The organism is Citrobacter sp. Cpo089 (assembly GCF_030332695.1).
Lineage (GTDB): Bacteria > Pseudomonadota > Gammaproteobacteria > Enterobacterales > Enterobacteriaceae > Citrobacter > Citrobacter portucalensis.
Window position 1 is genome coordinate 47,849 of the sequence record NZ_JAOWHJ010000002.1, and the last position, 18,292, is coordinate 66,140.

At 52.7% G+C, this 18,292-nt stretch carries 15 protein-coding genes; 13 read left to right on the forward strand and 2 right to left on the reverse strand.

Going from position 1 to position 18,292, the window contains the following annotated elements:
* The first annotated feature begins 18 nt into the window (after positions 1-18).
* Entirely contained in the window at positions 19-1,851 is a 1,833-nt protein-coding gene (locus tag OGX92_RS00630) for an SLC13 family permease (protein ID WP_286586115.1), read from the forward strand.
* Between the two features lie 63 nt (positions 1,852-1,914).
* On the opposite strand, the gene yfbR is transcribed toward OGX92_RS00630, so the two are convergent.
* Together yfbR and alaA are read right to left on the reverse strand one after the other, a co-directional pair.
* The gene (gene yfbR / locus OGX92_RS00635) at positions 1,915-2,514 is read right to left on the reverse strand and encodes a 5'-deoxynucleotidase (RefSeq protein ID WP_003028083.1); all 600 of its coding nucleotides are present in this window, start codon (positions 2,512-2,514) and stop codon (positions 1,915-1,917) included.
* 83 nt (positions 2,515-2,597) lie between these two features.
* Positions 2,598-3,815, reverse strand: coding sequence for an alanine transaminase AlaA (alaA, locus tag OGX92_RS00640; protein ID WP_003028082.1), 1,218 nt, complete (start codon positions 3,813-3,815; stop codon positions 2,598-2,600).
* A gap of 927 nt (positions 3,816-4,742) precedes the next feature.
* Between alaA and lrhA the strand changes: the two genes are divergently transcribed.
* The 12 genes from lrhA to nuoL all read left to right on the forward strand — a co-directional run bounded on the left by lrhA (position 4,743) and on the right by nuoL (position 18,196).
* Positions 4,743-5,681 (forward strand): transcriptional regulator LrhA, encoded by a 939-nt coding sequence (lrhA, locus tag OGX92_RS00645; RefSeq protein ID WP_003834760.1) that lies wholly within the window; start codon positions 4,743-4,745, stop codon positions 5,679-5,681.
* Between the two features lie 627 nt (positions 5,682-6,308).
* Positions 6,309-6,752, forward strand: a complete 444-nt coding sequence (gene nuoA, locus OGX92_RS00650; protein ID WP_003028077.1) for an NADH-quinone oxidoreductase subunit NuoA — start codon at positions 6,309-6,311, stop codon at positions 6,750-6,752.
* Positions 6,753-6,767: 15 nt separating this feature from the next.
* Positions 6,768-7,430 carry an NADH-quinone oxidoreductase subunit NuoB gene (gene nuoB, locus OGX92_RS00655; protein WP_003028075.1) on the forward strand — a complete coding sequence of 221 codons (663 nt, stop codon included), beginning with the start codon at positions 6,768-6,770 and terminating at the stop codon, positions 7,428-7,430.
* A gap of 85 nt (positions 7,431-7,515) precedes the next feature.
* Positions 7,516-9,318, forward strand: coding sequence for an NADH-quinone oxidoreductase subunit C/D (nuoC, locus tag OGX92_RS00660; RefSeq protein WP_003834757.1), 1,803 nt, complete (start codon positions 7,516-7,518; stop codon positions 9,316-9,318).
* A gap of 2 nt (positions 9,319-9,320) precedes the next feature.
* Positions 9,321-9,821, forward strand: coding sequence for an NADH-quinone oxidoreductase subunit NuoE (nuoE, locus tag OGX92_RS00665; protein ID WP_003028069.1), 501 nt, complete (start codon positions 9,321-9,323; stop codon positions 9,819-9,821).
* On the forward strand, positions 9,818-11,155 hold the full coding sequence (gene nuoF, locus OGX92_RS00670) for an NADH-quinone oxidoreductase subunit NuoF (protein ID WP_003834753.1): 1,338 nt from the start codon (positions 9,818-9,820) through the stop codon (positions 11,153-11,155). The genes nuoE and nuoF overlap by 4 nt, the downstream gene beginning before the upstream one ends.
* Positions 11,156-11,235: 80 nt before the next feature.
* Entirely contained in the window at positions 11,236-13,962 is a 2,727-nt protein-coding gene (gene nuoG / locus OGX92_RS00675; protein ID WP_286586117.1) for an NADH-quinone oxidoreductase subunit NuoG, read from the forward strand.
* Positions 13,959-14,936: an NADH-quinone oxidoreductase subunit NuoH gene (nuoH, locus tag OGX92_RS00680; protein ID WP_003028063.1), complete on the forward strand. Its 978-nt coding sequence runs from the start codon at positions 13,959-13,961 to the stop codon at positions 14,934-14,936. The genes nuoG and nuoH overlap by 4 nt, the downstream gene beginning before the upstream one ends.
* 14 nt (positions 14,937-14,950) lie before the next feature.
* Positions 14,951-15,493, forward strand: coding sequence for an NADH-quinone oxidoreductase subunit NuoI (nuoI, locus tag OGX92_RS00685; protein ID WP_003028062.1), 543 nt, complete (start codon positions 14,951-14,953; stop codon positions 15,491-15,493).
* 11 nt (positions 15,494-15,504) lie between these two features.
* Positions 15,505-16,059: an NADH-quinone oxidoreductase subunit J gene (gene nuoJ / locus OGX92_RS00690; RefSeq protein WP_003028059.1), complete on the forward strand. Its 555-nt coding sequence runs from the start codon at positions 15,505-15,507 to the stop codon at positions 16,057-16,059.
* Positions 16,056-16,358 (forward strand): NADH-quinone oxidoreductase subunit NuoK, encoded by a 303-nt coding sequence (nuoK, locus tag OGX92_RS00695; protein WP_000612644.1) that lies wholly within the window; start codon positions 16,056-16,058, stop codon positions 16,356-16,358. Before nuoJ ends, nuoK begins: the two co-directional genes overlap by 4 nt.
* Complete coding sequence (gene nuoL, locus OGX92_RS00700; protein WP_125112632.1) at positions 16,355-18,196, forward strand: NADH-quinone oxidoreductase subunit L; 1,842 nt, start codon at positions 16,355-16,357, stop codon at positions 18,194-18,196. The genes nuoK and nuoL overlap by 4 nt, the downstream gene beginning before the upstream one ends.
* The last annotated feature ends 96 nt before the right edge of the window (positions 18,197-18,292 follow it).

The following is an 18,292-nucleotide window of genomic DNA, read 5'->3' on the forward strand; positions in this document are numbered from 1 at the left end:
ATTTAACAAGGATATGTTGTGAACGGTGAATTGATATGGGTTCTCTCATTGCTGGCGATTGCCGTCGTCTTGTTTGCAACTGGCAGAGTGCGTATGGACGCGGTCGCTTTGCTGGTCATTATTGCCTTTGTTCTGAGCGGAACATTGAGCATCACAGAGGCTTTTTCCGGGTTCAGCGATCCTAACGTTATTTTGATAGCGGCTTTATTCATTATCGGCGACGGCCTGGTGCGTACCGGCGTGGCGACGGTAATGGGTGCCTGGCTGGTGAAGGTCGCCGGTAGTAGTGAAGTCAAAATGCTGGTGTTGCTGATGATAACCGTAGCCGGACTTGGTGCCTTCATGAGTTCGACCGGTGTGGTCGCCATCTTTATTCCGGTTGTCTTAAGCGTTTCCATGCGCATGCAAATCTCCCCCTCACGCCTGATGATGCCATTGAGCTTTGCCGGATTGATAAGCGGCATGATGACGCTGGTGGCAACGCCGCCGAACCTGGTCGTCAACAGTGAATTGTTACGTGAAGGACTTAACGGTTTTAGCTTTTTTAGCGTAACCCCACTGGGGCTGGTGGTGTTGGTTCTCGGCATAATTTATATGCTGGTGATGCGTTTTATGCTGAAAGGCGAAGACTCCGGGCTGCCGGGAGACGGCTGGAAGCGCCGGACCTTTCGCGACCTGATTAAAGAATATCGCCTGACAGGGCGTGCTCGTCGCCTGGCGATTCGCCCGGGTTCTCCCATGATTGGCCAACGTCTGGATGACCTGAAATTGCGTGAGCGCTACGGGGCAAACGTGATTGGTGTTGAACGCTGGCGGCGTTTTCGCCGCGTGATTGTTGATGTTAACGGGGTTTCTGAGTTTCGTGCCCGTGACGTATTGCTGATCGATATGTCAGCGGCCGACGTTGACCTGCGTGAATTTTGCAGCGAGCAACTGTTGGAGCCAATGGTGCTGCGTGGCGAATACTTCTCTGAGCAGGCGCTTGATGTGGGTATGGCCGAGATTTCATTGATCCCTGAATCGGAATTGATCGGCAAAACGGTACGGGAAATCGCCTTTCGCACACGTTATGGTCTGAATGTCGTCGGACTGAAGCGTGATGGTGCGGCGCTGGACGGGGCGGTCGTCAATGAGCCGCTGCTGATGGGCGATATTATTCTGGTGGTGGGGAACTGGAAACTCATCACTTTGTTGGGGCAAAAAGGGCGCGATTTCGTGGTGCTGAATATGCCCGTGGAAGTTAGTGAAGCCTCCCCGGCGCACAGCCAGGCGCCGCATGCGATTTTCTGTCTGGTGCTGATGGTCGCGTTAATGCTCACCGATGAAATTCCTAATACGGTTGCCGCGATTATCGCCTGTTTGCTGATGGGAAAATTCCGTTGCATTGATGCCGAAAGCGCCTATAAAGCCATTCACTGGCCAAGTATTATTTTGATTGTCGGAATGATGCCCTTTGCGCTGGCATTACAGAAAACGGGCGGTGTTGATCTGGTGGTTAAAGGGTTAATAGACGTTGGTGGAGGGTACGGCCCGTATATGATGCTGGGCTGCCTGTTCGTGCTGTGCGCGACCATTGGGTTATTTATCTCTAACACTGCGACGGCGGTACTGATGGCGCCGATTGCGCTGGCGGCAGCAAAGTCTATGGGCGTTTCGCCGTATCCTTTTGCGATGGTGATTGCGATGGCGGCTTCCGCAGCCTTTATGACGCCAGTTTCTTCACCGGTAAACACACTGGTGCTCGGGCCGGGTAACTACAGCTTTAGCGATTTCGTAAAAATTGGCGTGCCGTTTACCATCATTGTGATGGTGGTGTGCGTGGTGATGATCCCGATGCTGTTTCCGTTTTGATTTTTATGTGCCGGATGGCGGCTAACGCCTTATCCGGCCTACAAAGGTAACGTTGTCGCAAACTTACAATGGAGAATCCTGACTGATTTCATCTAATGAGAGGTGAAAACTCGGGACGAACACGTCCATAAAGTAGTCCATCTCTTCGCTTCGTCGTGACTCCAGCGTTTTTTCCAGACGTGTTTTCGCCAGCAGAAATTCGTTGTTACCGGCGGAGAGTTCTTCCAGGCACTTCAGATACGCGCACAGGGCATCGGCCTGTTTAACAATCGACCTCTCTTCTTCGCTTAAGGCATGTTCATCAATGAGTGGCGCAAAAATATCGCGCAGCTCATCAGGAACCATATCGACCAGTTTTTGTTGGGCAATTTTCTCTATCGCTTTATATTCCTGAGCAATCTGCGAGTTAAAATATTTCACTGGGGTAGGGAGATCGCCGGTTAACACCTCTGACGCATCGTGATACATCGCCAGCAGGGCAATACGCTCAGCATTAACCTGACCACCAAATTTACGGTTTTTAATTGCGGCCAGCGCATGGGCAACCATGGCAACCTGCAGACTGTGTTCGGACACGTTTTCGGTGCGCACGTTGCGCATCAGCGGCCAGCGGTTAATGAGTTTCAGACGGGAGAGGTGGGCAAAAAAGTGGCTCTGCTTCATAACGACCCTTACTCAGTGACTTCAGTAACGGTATTTTGCGCAGAGAGTGCTACCGGATGCAAACCCGGCAGCACTTTGCGTGGTTACAGCTGGCGATACCCTGACAGGAAACGCTCAAATTTACTCAGCGACATTTCGATATCGTCAATACGCGGTAGCGTGACGATGCGGAAATGATCCGGCCACGGCCAGTTGAATGCCGTCCCCTGGACCAGCAGTACTTTTTCCTGCAACAGGAAGTCGAGTACCATCTTCTGGTCGTCATGAATATTGAAGCGTTTAGCATCAATTTTCGGGAACATATACAGCGCACCGCGCGGTTTTACGCAAGAGACGCCGGGGATGTCATTAAGCAGTTCCCAGGCGCGGTTACGTTGCTCATACAGACGTCCGCCAGGCATGATGAATTCGCTGATGCTCTGATATCCACCCAGTGCGGTTTGAATGGCATGTTGTGCCGGAACGTTGGCACACAGGCGCATAGAAGCCAGCATCTCAAGGCCTTCGATATACCCTTTGGCATGTTTCTTCGGTCCGTTCAGTACCATCCAGCCCTGGCGGAAACCGGCAACACGATAGGTTTTTGACAGGCCGTTAAAGGTAATAGTCAGCAGGTCAGGGGCCATTGCCGCAATTGAGTGGTGCTCGGCGTCATCGTAAAGAATTTTGTCGTAAATCTCGTCCGCAAAGATGATGAGATTGTTTTGGCGGGCAATCTCAACAATCTCCATCAGCAGCTCTTTAGAATACACCGCGCCAGTAGGGTTGTTTGGGTTGATGATGACGATCCCACGGGTACGCGGCGTAATTTTGGCGCGGATATCATCCAGGTCCGGGAACCAGTCTGACGATTCGTCACACAGGTAGTGCACGGCATTACCACCAGAGAGCGAAACCGCCGCCGTCCACAGTGGATAATCAGGTGCAGGAACCAGCATTTCGTCCCCACTGTTTAGCAATGCCTGCATGGCCTGCACAATCAATTCAGATACGCCGTTACCGATATAGATATCTTCCACGGTTACGTCGCGCATCCCACGGGCCTGGTAATGCTGCATGATTGCTTTGCGGGCTGAATAAAGGCCTTTGGAATCGCAATATCCTTGCGCAGTTGGCAAATTGCGGATCACATCCACCAAAATTTCATCTGGCGCTTCAAACCCGAAAGGCGCAGGGTTGCCGATGTTCAGTTTCAGAACTTTGTTGCCTTCTTCTTCCAGGCGCTTTGCTTCCTTCAGAACCGGGCCGCGAATGTCATAACAGACGTTTTCTAATTTGCTGGATTTTTCAATGGGGGACATGAACGTTGACCTTTTTAGCTGTGAATGCCACTCCCTGCCGTGGAAGTCAGCCCAGCACAATGTACTCCCACGACGGTGAGTTTTGAAGGGTCTCTAGTAGAAGATTTTGGAAAGCAGGAGGATTATAATTCACTGTTAATAACTAAATAATATGATTTTTGTAGAGTAATAATCTGGGTTGTTGTGTTTTTAGTGGTTTATATTTTGCTTTGTTAGTGTTGGCATGGTGATTTGTCTGGCATAAAAAAGTTAGGCCTGTAAAGAAAAAGGTAGCCGAGATCTCAGCTGAATGGCGTATTTCGAAAATACTGAGGTTTTGCCTGCGAAATCTGTTATCGGTCTGATCCCTGCGTGATGCGGTGTGAATCCATTGTTAAGCATAATTAATGAATTGAGAGATTCTTAATTAATTATTATTTATTATTTAAACGACATCAAATTGAGTGGGCCAATAATACGAAAACCGTTGCACTGACATAACACCAATTTGCCCGGAATTATTCGCGATAACACTTATAAATATAGTGGTTTTAGGTTAAGATAACTCCTATGAAATGGTGTGTAGTACGAATTTTACGATAATTCAAATGTTTGTTGGTTGTTCCTAACATCCTGAAAAGTTAGTTTTTAATGTGTAAATTATTGTTCGTTAACTATTTTTTAAATTTACAAAATTTACATGTTTCCCATTAGTCAGAATCATCCAGCAGCTAAAAATACGGCTCTTTCTCGTTGCTATATTCCGATGAATATCATGGGTATTAAAATAGCTCAGAAAGAGAATTGTTTCGTTTGTTAAACCAAATACATCCTTATTTTCACTTGGTTACACTAAGCGAAACTGAAGGGAGGCACATTACAAATGGAGTTGTTTGATTCTGAATGCACAGCATTAACCCGGTATGACCCGCGAGTAAGTGAAAAACTATGATAAATGCAAATCGTCCGATAATTAACCTCGACCTCGATCTGCTGAGAACCTTTGTTGCTGTTGCCGACCTGAATACCTTTGCGGCTGCGGCAGCTGCGGTATGTCGAACTCAGTCTGCGGTAAGTCAGCAAATGCAGCGTCTTGAACAACTTGTGGGGAAAGAGTTGTTCGCGCGCCATGGACGCAACAAACTGCTGACCGAACATGGTATCCAGTTGTTGGGTTACGCCAGGAAAATACTGCGATTTAATGATGAGGCATGCTCATCATTGATGTTTAACAATCTTCAGGGGGTGTTAACTATCGGTGCTTCTGACGAATCCGCCGATACCATACTCCCTTTTCTGCTTAACCGTATAAGTTCGGTTTATCCGAAACTTGCACTGGATGTAAGAGTGAAACGCAATGCCTACATGGTGGAGATGCTTAAGTCGCAAGAAGTGGATTTAGTGGTCACCACTAACCGACCTGGCGATTTTGAGTGCCTGAATTTGCGGACTTCACCGACGCACTGGTATTGCGCAGCCGAATATATCCTGCAAAAAGGGGAACCGGTGCCGCTAGTTCTGCTGGATGATCCCAGCCCGTTTCGCGATATCGTGCTAGCGACGTTGAATGCAGCACAGATCCCGTGGCGTCTGGCCTATGTCGCTTCAACATTGCCTGCGGTCCGCGCGGCGGTAAAAGCAGGGCTGGGCGTTACTGCCCGTCCTGTCGAAATGATGAGCCCTGATTTACGCGTACTGGGTGCGGCAGACGGATTGCCACCTCTGCCTGATACCGAGTATCTGCTGTGCAGCGATCCGGCCACGCAAAATGAATTAGCTCAGGTTATCTTTAAGTCGATGCAGACATATCAAAATCCTTGGCAATACAATCAGTTTACCCCTGAAGGGGGAGATGACTCGCTGATTGTTGAAGGCGACTTTGAGTAAAGCGTCACAAAAAAACGTTTTAAAATGTAAGTGTAAAAAAGAGCCACTGATGATGAAAAAACATCCAGCGGCTCTTTTTTTATGCAAATATTACTGCTTTCTGTTCATTCATATACTAAAACTTAACAAAATCAGCAGGTAAAAAAACTGACTGACAATAGGATGAAAAATAATCAGCTGAGTTGTTAAATGTTTCCATGTTAAAAAACTAGAGAAATTGTTGCTGTTTTTTATGGTGAATTAACAAAAGCGTGTCACAGATCAAGAAAATACTCCCATTTAGGGGGAGGCATCTGGGTGAATTCCTGTCAAAATAGACGTGTATTATCTTTTTTACTTCACTACGGACACGATTCAACAACATTAAAAATGACCGATGATGCAATCGAAATAGGTCTAAAGAGCACTTTATGTTAATGAGGTTGGAACAGTGTAAAATAATGTGAGGAAACTTTTGTTAAAGTTGACAAAAGGTTATAGAAAGGAGTAAAAAACCCCATCAATTAGCTGTATAAAATGATTTTTCACAGTGATTGTAAGGTTTTTTTTATTCCTCCCCATGAATCGATGTGGCGTTCATCTGCCGAAAAGAGCAGAGAATTTGGCGCTACTTTTGATGAGTAAGCAATGAGTATGTCAACATCCACTGAAATCATCGCTCATCACTGGGCATTCGCTATCTTTCTTATCGTTGCCATTGGCCTGTGCTGCCTGATGCTCGTCGGCGGCTGGTTTTTAGGGGGTCGCGCACGCGCGAGATCTAAAAACGTGCCGTTTGAATCAGGTATCGACTCGGTCGGCACCGCCCGCCTGCGCCTGTCTGCCAAGTTTTATCTGGTAGCCATGTTCTTCGTTATCTTCGACGTTGAAGCGCTGTATCTGTTCGCATGGTCAACTTCTATCCGTGAAAGCGGCTGGATTGGCTTTGTGGAAGCTGCAATTTTTATTTTTGTGTTACTGGCAGGTCTGGTTTATCTGGTGCGTATTGGCGCGCTGGACTGGACGCCCGCGCGTTCACGCCGCGAGCGTATGAACCCGGAAACGAACAGTATCGCTAATCGTCAACGCTAACCGCGAGGCATTAAGATGGATTATACGCTCACCCGCATAGATCCTAACGGTGAGAACGACCGTTACCCCCTGCAAAAACAGGAGATCGTAACCGACCCCCTGGAACAAGAAGTTAACAAAAACGTGTTCATGGGCAAACTGCATGACATGGTTAACTGGGGCCGTAAAAACTCAATTTGGCCATATAACTTTGGCCTTTCCTGCTGCTACGTTGAGATGGTGACCTCGTTTACCGCCGTGCACGATGTGGCCCGTTTTGGTGCGGAAGTACTGCGTGCATCGCCGCGTCAGGCTGACCTGATGGTCGTAGCCGGAACCTGCTTTACCAAAATGGCGCCAGTTATTCAGCGCCTCTACGATCAGATGCTGGAACCGAAATGGGTTATTTCCATGGGCGCATGCGCCAACTCCGGCGGTATGTACGACATCTATTCTGTGGTGCAGGGCGTTGATAAATTTATTCCGGTCGATGTGTACATCCCGGGATGTCCGCCGCGCCCAGAAGCGTATATGCAGGCTCTGATGCTGCTGCAAGATTCCATTGGCAAAGAACGCCGTCCGCTCTCCTGGGTGGTTGGCGATCAGGGCGTTTATCGCGCCAATATGCAGTCAGAACGCGAGCGTAAACGCGGCGAACGTATTGCTGTAACGAATCTTCGTACACCAGACGAGATTTAATTTGCGCCTGTCGGCAGCAGCACTTCCTTCGCTTATCACTACATAAATAGCGCGAAGCACTGCCGACCACCACGGACCATTTGCAATGGTGAACAATATGACCGACTTAACCGCGCAAGACGCCGTATGGCAAACACGGGATCACCTTGATGACCCGGTCATTGGCGAACTGCGCAACCGTTTTGGGCCGGATGCCTTTACCGTTCAGGCGACTCGCACCGGGGTACCCGTTGTTTGGGTCAAGCGTGAACAATTACTGGAAGTTGGCGATTTCTTAAAGAGACTGCCGAAACCTTACGTCATGCTGTTTGACTTACACGGCATGGACGAACGTCTGCGTACGCACCGCGAAGGGTTACCTGCCGCGGATTTTTCCGTTTTCTATCACCTGATTTCCATTGAACGCAATCGCGATATCATGCTCAAGGTGGCTTTGTCTGAAAACGATCTGCGCGTACCGACCTTCACCAAACTGTTCCCGAACGCCAACTGGTACGAGCGTGAAACCTGGGAAATGTTTGGCATCGATATCGAAGGTCACCCGCACCTGACGCGTCTGCTGATGCCGCATACCTGGGAAGGTCACCCGCTGCGTAAAGACTACCCGGCGCGTGCGACCGAATTTGATCCGTTTGAGCTGACTAAAGCCAAACAGGATCTGGAAATGGAAGCGCTGACCTTCAAACCTGAAGATTGGGGTATGAAGCGTAGTACCGAAAACGAGGACTTCATGTTCCTCAACCTCGGTCCTAACCACCCGTCTTCTCACGGTGCTTTCCGTATTGTGCTGCAGCTTGATGGCGAAGAAATCGTCGACTGCGTACCTGACATCGGCTACCACCACCGTGGCGCTGAAAAGATGGGTGAACGTCAGTCCTGGCACAGCTACATTCCGTACACCGACCGTATTGAGTACCTCGGCGGCTGCGTAAACGAAATGCCTTACGTACTGGCCGTTGAGAAGCTGGCTGGTATCACCACGCCGGATCGCGTCAACGTGATTCGCGTGATGTTGTCCGAACTGTTCCGTATCAACAGCCACCTGCTGTACATCTCCACGTTCATTCAGGACGTCGGCGCGATGACCCCGGTATTCTTCGCCTTTACCGACCGTCAGAAAATCTATGACGTGGTGGAAGCGATCACCGGTTTCCGTATGCACCCGGCCTGGTTCCGTATCGGCGGTGTGGCACACGATCTGCCGCGCGGTTGGGACAAGCTGCTGCGTGACTTCCTCGACTGGATGCCAAAACGTCTGGATTCTTACGAGAAAGCCGCACTGCGTAACACCATTCTGAAAGGCCGTTCGCAGGGCGTTGCCGCTTACGGTAAGAAAGAAGCGCTGGACTGGGGTTGTACCGGTGCTGCGCTGCGCGCGACCGGTATTGATTTCGACGTGCGTAAAGCGCGTCCGTACTCTGGCTACGAAAACTTTGACTTTGAAGTCCCGGTTGGCGGCGGCGTGTCCGACTGCTATACCCGCGTGATGCTGAAAGTTGAAGAGCTGCGCCAGAGTCTGCGCATCCTTGAGCAGTGCCTCAATAACATGCCGGAAGGCCCGTTCAAAGCGGATCACCCGCTGACGACGCCGCCGCCGAAAGAGCGCACGCTGCAACATATCGAAACCCTTATCACCCACTTCCTGCAGGTTTCGTGGGGTCCGGTTATGCCGGCAAACGAGTCCTTCCAGATGGTGGAAGCGACTAAGGGTATCAACAGTTACTACCTGACCAGCGATGGCAGCACCATGAGTTACCGTACCCGTATCCGCACCCCGAGCTATGCGCACCTGCAGCAGATCCCGGTAGCGGTACGTGGCAGCCTGGTGTCCGACTTAATCGTCCATCTGGGTAGTATCGATTTTGTTATGTCAGATGTGGACCGCTAATTATGCACGAGAATCAACAACCACAAACCGAGGCTTTTGAGCTGAGTGCGGCTGAGCGTGAAGCGATTGAGCACGAAAAGCACCACTACGAAGACCCGCGTGCGGCGTCCATTGAAGCGCTGAAAATCGTTCAGAAACAGCGTGGCTGGGTGCCGGATGGGGCGATCTACGCGATCGCTGATGTGCTGGGTATTCCGGCAAGCGATGTAGAAGGTGTTGCCACGTTCTACAGCCAGATCTTCCGCCAGCCGGTAGGTCGCCACGTGATCCGCTATTGCGACAGCGTGGTGTGCCATATCAACGGCTACCAGGGGATTCAGGCCGCGCTTGAGAAAAAACTCAACATCAAGCCGGGGCAGACGACCTTTGATGGTCGCTTTACGCTGCTGCCGACCTGTTGCCTGGGGAACTGCGATAAAGGGCCAAATATGATGATCGATGAGGATACTCACGCTCACCTGACCCCGGAAGGCATTCCCGAACTACTGGAGCGGTATAAATGAAAGACATTATCCGTACTCCCGAAACCCATCCGCTGACCTGGCGTCTGCGTGATGACAAACAGCCGGTCTGGCTGGACGAATACCGTAGCAAGAACGGCTACGAAGGTGCGCGTAAGGCCCTGACCGGGCTGTCACCGGACGAAATCGTTAATCAGGTAAAAGACGCTGGCCTGAAAGGGCGCGGCGGCGCGGGCTTTTCCACCGGTCTGAAGTGGAGCCTGATGCCGAAAGACGAATCCATGAACATCCGTTACCTGCTGTGTAACGCCGATGAAATGGAGCCGGGCACCTATAAAGACCGTCTGCTGATGGAACAGCTGCCGCACCTGCTGGTGGAAGGCATGCTGATTTCCGCGTTTGCGCTGAAAGCGTACCGTGGTTACATCTTCCTGCGCGGTGAATATATCGAAGCAGCCGTGCATCTGCGTCGCGCGATCGCCGAAGCGACCGAAGCCGGTCTGCTTGGTAAAAACATTATGGGCACCGGTTTCGACTTCGAACTGTTTGTCCACACCGGGGCAGGGCGTTACATCTGCGGTGAAGAAACCGCGCTGATCAACTCCCTCGAAGGTCGCCGTGCTAACCCACGTTCCAAGCCGCCGTTCCCGGCAAGCTCTGGCGCATGGGGCAAACCGACCTGCGTAAACAACGTCGAAACCCTGTGTAACGTACCGGCTATCCTCGCGAACGGCGTGGAGTGGTACCAGAACATTTCGAAGAGCAAAGACGCGGGCACCAAGCTGATGGGCTTCTCTGGTCGCGTGAAGAATCCTGGCCTGTGGGAACTGCCTTTCGGTACTACCGCGCGTGAGATCCTCGAAGATTACGCGGGTGGCATGCGCGATGGACTGAAGTTCAAAGCCTGGCAGCCAGGCGGCGCAGGGACTGACTTCCTGACCGAAGCACACCTCGATCTGCCGATGGAATTCGAAAGCATTGGTAAAGCAGGTAGCCGTCTGGGCACCGCGCTGGCCATGGCTGTCGATCACGAGATTGGCATGGTTCCTTTGGTGCGTAACCTCGAAGAGTTCTTTGCCCGCGAGTCTTGCGGCTGGTGTACGCCGTGCCGTGACGGTCTGCCGTGGAGTGTGAAAATTCTGCGCGCGCTGGAGCGTGGCGAAGGCCAGCCAGGGGATATCGAGACACTTGAGCAACTGTGTCGTTTCCTCGGCCCGGGTAAAACCTTCTGTGCACACGCACCGGGCGCAGTGGAACCGCTGCAGAGCGCCATTAAATATTTCCGCGAAGAATTCGAAGCTGGCATCAAGCAGTCCTTCAGCAATACCCATCAGATTGGTGGTATTCAGCCGAACCTGTTGAAAGAGCGCTGGTGATTACAGGGTTAGCCCTGTGTCGCGATAAGAAATTCGATTAACGCTCGGTTACGACCGAGCCAACTGGAAGCATGCTGACTATGGCTACGATTCATGTAGACGGCAAAGAATATGAGGTCAACGGAGCGGACAACCTGCTGGAAGCTTGTCTGTCTCTCGGCCTTGATATTCCGTACTTTTGCTGGCACCCGGCGCTGGGAAGCGTCGGTGCTTGCCGCCAGTGTGCGGTGAAGCAATATCAAAACGCGGAAGACACGCGTGGTCGCCTGGTGATGTCTTGTATGACACCGGCCACCGAAGGCACCTTTATTTCTATTGATGACGAAGAAGCGAAACAGTTCCGCGAAAGCGTCGTGGAGTGGTTGATGACTAACCACCCGCACGACTGTCCGGTCTGTGAAGAGGGCGGCAACTGCCACCTGCAGGATATGACCGTCATGACCGGTCACAGCTTCCGTCGCTACCGCTTCACGAAGCGTACTCACCGTAACCAGGACCTGGGGCCGTTCATCTCTCACGAAATGAACCGCTGCATCGCCTGCTATCGCTGCGTACGTTACTACAAAGATTACGCCGATGGCGCGGATCTGGGCGTCTATGGCGCACATGACAACGTCTACTTCGGTCGCCCGGAAGACGGTACGCTCGAAAGCGAGTTCTCTGGTAACCTGGTAGAAATTTGCCCGACCGGCGTCTTCACTGATAAAACGCACTCCGAGCGTTATAACCGTAAATGGGACATGCAGTTTGCGCCGAGCATCTGCCAGCAGTGTTCCATCGGCTGTAACACCAGCCCGGGTGAACGCTACGGTGAACTGCGTCGTATCGAAAACCGTTATAACGGTACCGTTAACCACTACTTCCTCTGCGACCGTGGTCGTTTTGGCTATGGTTACGTGAACCTGAAAGACCGTCCACGTCAGCCGGTACAGCGTCGTGGCGATGACCTGATCACGCTGAACGCCGAGCAGGCGATGCAGGGCGCGGCAGATATTCTACGTCAGTCGAAGAAAGTAATTGGTATCGGCTCCTCGCGCGCCAGCGTTGAAAGTAACTTCGCGCTGCGTGAACTGGTGGGTGCGGATAACTTCTATACCGGTATCGCCCAGGGCGAGCAGGAACGTTTGCAACTGGCACTGAGCGTGCTGCGTGACGGCGGGATTCATACTCCGGCACTGCGCGAAATTGAATCTTATGATGCGGTTCTGGTGCTGGGCGAAGATGTCACCCAGACCGGCGCACGCGTTGCGCTGGCAGTGCGTCAGGCGGTGAAAGGTAAAGCGCGTGAAATGGCGGCGGCACAGAAAGTGGCTGACTGGCAGATCGCAGCAATCCTTAACATCGGCCAGCGTGCTAAGCACCCGCTGTTCGTTACCAACGTCGATAACACCCGTCTGGATGACATCGCCGCATGGACCTATCGTGCACCGGTTGAAGATCAGGCGCGTTTAGGTTTCGCTATCGCTCATGCGCTGGATAACAATGCTCCGGCGGTTGACGGTATCGACCGTGACCTGCAGAACAAAATTGACGTTATCGTTCAGGCACTGGCCGGGGCGAAGAAACCACTGATTATTTCCGGCACCAACGCTGGTAGCGCCGAAGTGATTCAGGCGGCTGCCAACGTGGCGAAGGCGCTGAAAGGCCGTGGCGCAGACGTTGGCATCACCATGATTGCTCGCTCTGTTAACAGCATGGGCCTGGGTATGATTGGCGGTGGTTCCCTTGACGATGCGCTGACCGAGCTGGAAACAGGTCGTGCTGACGCCGTTGTGGTGCTGGAGAATGACCTGCATCGCCATGCTTCAGCAACGCGTGTGAACGCTGCGCTGGCGAAAGCACCTCTGGTACTGGTCATTGACCATCAGCGTACGGCAATTATGGAAAACGCTCATCTGGTGCTTTCCGCCGCAAGCTTCGCCGAAAGCGATGGTACGGTGATTAACAACGAAGGCCGCGCCCAGCGTTTCTTCCAGGTTTATGATCCGTCCTACTACGACAGTAACACTATCATGCTGGAAAGCTGGCGCTGGCTGCATTCGCTGCACAGCACCGTGCAGAGCCGTGAAGTGGACTGGACGCAGCTCGACCACGTTATCGACGCGGTCGTTGAGAAGCTGCCGCAGCTGGCGGGTATCAAAGATGCCGCGCCGGACGCAACCTTCCGTATCCGTGGACAGAAACTGGCTCGTGAACCGCACCGCTACAGTGGTCGTACCGCAATGCGCGCCAACATCAGCGTACACGAACCGCGCCAGCCGCAGGACAAAGACACCATGTTCGCCTTCTCTATGGAAGGGAACAACCAACCGTCTGCGCCGCGTTCACAAATTCCGTTTGCCTGGGCTCCAGGCTGGAACTCCCCACAGGCGTGGAACAAGTTCCAGGATGAAGTGGGCGGTAAACTGCGTCATGGCGATCCGGGCGTGCGCCTGATCGAAGCTTCTGCGGATGGTATGGATTACTTCACTACCGTTCCGGCGAGCTTCCAGGCTCAGGATGGTCAGTGGCGTATCGCGCCGTACTACCATTTGTTTGGCAGTGACGAAATGTCCCAGCGTGCGCCGGTCTTCCAGACCCGTATGCCGCAGCCGTACATCAAACTCAACCCGGCTGATGCCGCGAAGTTGGGTGTTAATGCCGGTACGCGCGTTTCTTTCAGCTACGATGGCAACACGGTTACATTGCCGGTTGAAATAGCCGAAGGATTAACGGCAGGGCAGGTTGGTTTGCCGATGGGTATGCCTGGCATCGCGCCGGTTTTGGCTGGTGCGCGTCTTGAGGATCTGCAGGAGGCACAACAATGAGTTGGATTACACCCGATCTGATTGAGATCCTGCTGAGCATTCTCAAAGCGGTCGTGATCCTGCTGGTGGTGGTCACCTGCGGGGCATTCATGAGCTTTGGCGAACGTCGTCTGCTGGGTCTGTTCCAGAACCGTTACGGACCGAACCGTGTTGGCTGGGGCGGTTCGCTCCAGCTGGTTGCGGACATGATCAAGATGTTCTTTAAAGAAGACTGGATCCCGAAATTCTCGGATCGCGTCATCTTTACCCTGGCACCGATGATCGCCTTCACCTCGCTGTTGCTGGCTTTCGCCATCGTGCCGGTGAGTCCGAACTGGGTGGTTGCTGACCTGAACATCGGGATCCTGTTCTTCCTGATGATGGCGGGCCTCGCGGTATACGCGGTACTGTTCGCCGGCTGGTCCAGTAACAACAAATACTCTTTGCTCGGTGCGATGCGTGCGTCTGCGCAGACGCTGAGCTATGAAGTGTTCCTCGGACTTTCCCTGATGGGCGTGGTGGCGCAGGCCGGTTCATTTAACATGACCGACATCGTCAACAACCAGGCTGATATCTGGAACGTTATTCCGCAGTTCTTTGGTTTTGTCACCTTTGCCATCGCGGGCGTGGCGGTGTGCCACCGTCACCCTTTTGACCAGCCAGAAGCCGAGCAAGAACTGGCCGACGGTTACCACATTGAATATTCCGGTATGAAATTCGGTCTGTTCTTCGTGGGTGAGTACATCGGTATCGTCACCATTTCTGCACTGATGGTTACCCTGTTCTTCGGTGGCTGGCATGGCCCGTTCTTACCGCCATTCGTCTGGTTCGCGCTGAAAACCGCGTTCTTCATGATGATGTTCATTTTGATTCGTGCGTCGTTACCGCGTCCTCGTTATGACCAGGTAATGTCCTTCGGCTGGAAAGTCTGTCTGCCGCTGACGCTCGTCAACTTGCTGGTAACGGCGGCTGTCATTCTCTGGCAGGCGCAATAAGGGACACAAAGACCATGACCTTAAAAGAATTGTTCGTAGGTTTCGGCACCCAGGTACGCAGTATCTGGATGATCGGCCTGCATGCGTTCGCGAAACGCGAAACGCAGATGTATCCGGAAGAGCCGGTCTATCTACCGCCCCGTTTTCGTGGTCGTATCGTTCTGACTCGTGATCCAGACGGTGAAGAGCGCTGCGTTGCCTGTAACCTGTGTGCGGTAGCGTGTCCGGTAGGCTGTATCTCTCTGCAAAAAGCAGAGACCAAAGACGGTCGCTGGTATCCGGAGTTTTTCCGCATTAACTTCTCACGCTGCATTTTCTGCGGCCTGTGCGAAGAAGCCTGTCCGACTACGGCTATTCAGCTGACTCCAGATTTCGAGCTGGGTGAGTACAAGCGCCAGGACCTGGTTTACGAGAAAGAGGATCTGCTGATCTCCGGTCCGGGCAAATACCCGGAATATAACTTCTACCGGATGGCAGGTATGGCAATCGACGGCAAAGATAAGGGCGAAGCAGAGAACGAAGCTAAGCCTATCGACGTCAAGAGCCTGTTACCGTAAGGAGAGGGGCAATGGAGTTCGCTTTTTATATCTGTGGCCTGATAGCCATTCTCGCAACCTTGCGGGTGATCACCCACACCAATCCGGTACACGCGTTGCTGTACCTGATTATTTCGCTGCTGGCGATTTCTGGGGTGTTCTTCTCGTTAGGCGCTTACTTCGCTGGTGCACTGGAAATTATCGTCTACGCGGGCGCCATCATGGTGCTGTTCGTGTTCGTGGTGATGATGCTCAACCTTGGTGGTTCTGAAATTGAACAGGAACGTCAGTGGCTGAAACCGCAGGTGTGGATTGGTCCGGCGATTCTGTCGGCCATTATGCTGGTGGTTATTGTTTACGCCATTCTGGGCGTTAACGATCAGGGCATCGACGGCACGCCAATTAGCGCGAAAGCAGTCGGTATTTCCCTGTTCGGACCGTATGTACTGGCGGTTGAACTGGCATCGATGCTGCTGCTGGCGGGTCTGGTTGTGGCCTTCCATGTGGGGCGCGAAGAGCGTTCTGGTGAAGTGCTGAGCAATCGCACCGACGACCGCGCGAAAAGAAAAACGGAGGAGCACGCATGATCCCCTTACAACATGGACTGATCCTCGCTGCGATCTTATTCGTGCTGGGCTTAACCGGTCTGGTTATCCGCCGCAATCTGCTGTTTATGCTGATCGGGCTGGAAATCATGATTAACGCCTCCGCGCTGGCCTTTGTGGTCGCCGGAAGCTACTGGGGCCAGACCGATGGTCAGGTGATGTATATTCTCGCCATCAGCCTTGCGGCTGCCGAAGCGAGCATTGGGCTTGCGCTGTTGCTGCAACTTCATCGCCGTCGCCAGAACCTGAACATCGATTCAGTAAGTGAGATGCGTGGATGAACATGCTTGCCTTAACCATTATTCTGCCATTTATTGGCTTTGTATTACTGGCGTTTTCTCGTGGTCGTTGGTCAGAAAATCTGTCCGCTACCGTGGGTGTCGGTTCGATCGGCCTGGCCGCGCTGGTGACTGCGTTTGTTGGCGTTGATTTCTTTGCCAATGGTCAGCAGGCTTACAGCCAGCCGCTGTGGACGTGGATGTCAGTCGGTGACTTCAACATCGGTTTTAACCTGGTGCTGGACGGCCTGTCGCTGACCATGCTCTCCGTGGTGACCGGCGTTGGTTTCCTGATCCACATGTTCGCTTCCTGGTATATGCGCGGAGAAGAGGGCTATTCTCGTTTCTTCGCCTACACCAACCTGTTTATCGCCAGCATGGTGGTTCTGGTACTGGCGGATAACCTGCTGCTGATGTACCTCGGCTGGGAAGGCGTGGGCCTGTGCTCCTATCTGCTGATTGGTTTCTACTACACCGATCCGAAGAATGGCGCTGCGGCAATGAAAGCCTTCGTGGTAACCCGCGTTGGTGACGTATTCCTGGCGTTCGCGCTGTTCATCCTCTACAACGAGCTGGGCACGCTGAACTTCCGCGAAATGGTGGAACTGGCGCCTGCGCACTTTGCAGACGGTAACAACATGCTGATGTGGGCAACCCTGATGCTGCTGGGCGGTGCGGTCGGTAAATCTGCACAGCTGCCGTTGCAGACCTGGCTTGCTGATGCGATGGCCGGCCCGACGCCTGTCTCCGCGTTGATCCACGCCGCGACGATGGTTACCGCTGGTGTCTACCTGATAGCTCGTACGCACGGCCTGTTCCTGATGACGCCTGAAATCCTGCACCTGGTGGGGATTATCGGTGCTATCACTCTGGTGCTGGCGGGTTTTGCTGCGCTGGTACAGACCGACATCAAACGCGTTCTTGCGTACTCCACCATGAGCCAGATTGGTTATATGTTCCTGGCTCTCGGCGTACAGGCGTGGGACGCGGCGATTTTCCACCTGATGACGCACGCCTTCTTTAAAGCGCTGCTGTTCCTGGCATCCGGCTCGGTTATCCTGGCTTGCCACCACGAACAGAACATCTTCAAGATGGGCGGGCTGCGTAAGTCAATTCCGCTGGTGTATCTCTGCTTCCTGATCGGTGGTGCGGCGTTGTCGGCTCTGCCGCTGATTACCGCTGGCTTCTTCAGTAAGGATGAGATTCTGGCCGGTGCAATGGCGAATGGTCATATTAATCTGATGGTTGCAGGTCTGGTCGGTGCATTCATGACCTCTCTGTACACCTTCCGTATGATTTTCATCGTGTTCCACGGTAAAGAACAAATTCACGCTCACGCAGGGAAGGGGATTACCCATCATCTGCCGCTGATTGTGCTGATGATCCTGTCCACCTTCGTTGGCGCGCTGATTGTGCCGCCGCTGCATGGTGTACTGCCTGCGACGACAGAGCTTGAGCATGGTCGCGTCATGACGCTGGAAATTACCTCCGGTATCGTAGCGATTGCGGGCATCCTGATCGCAGCATGGCTGTGGCTGGGTAAACGCACGCTGGTGACGTCGATTGCGAACAGTGCGCCGGGCCGCCTGCTGGGTACCTGGTGGTATAACGCCTGGGGCTTCGACTGGCTGTACGACAAAGTGTTCGTTAAGCCGTTCCTGGGTGTTGCCTGGTTGCTGAAACGCGATCCGCTCAACTCAATGATGAACATTCCGGCGATCCTTTCCCGCTTTGCAGGTAAAGGCCTGCTGTTGAGCGAGAACGGTTATCTGCGCTGGTATGTTGCATCAATGAGCATCGGCGCCGTCGTTGTGCTGGCACTGTTGATGGTACTGCGTTGAGTTTGTTGGCTGGATGAACGATTGCCGGATGGCGCTGCGCTTATCCGGCCTACAAACCCAAAAATAATTTTTAGAATTCGTTGAAAATCTGTTCCT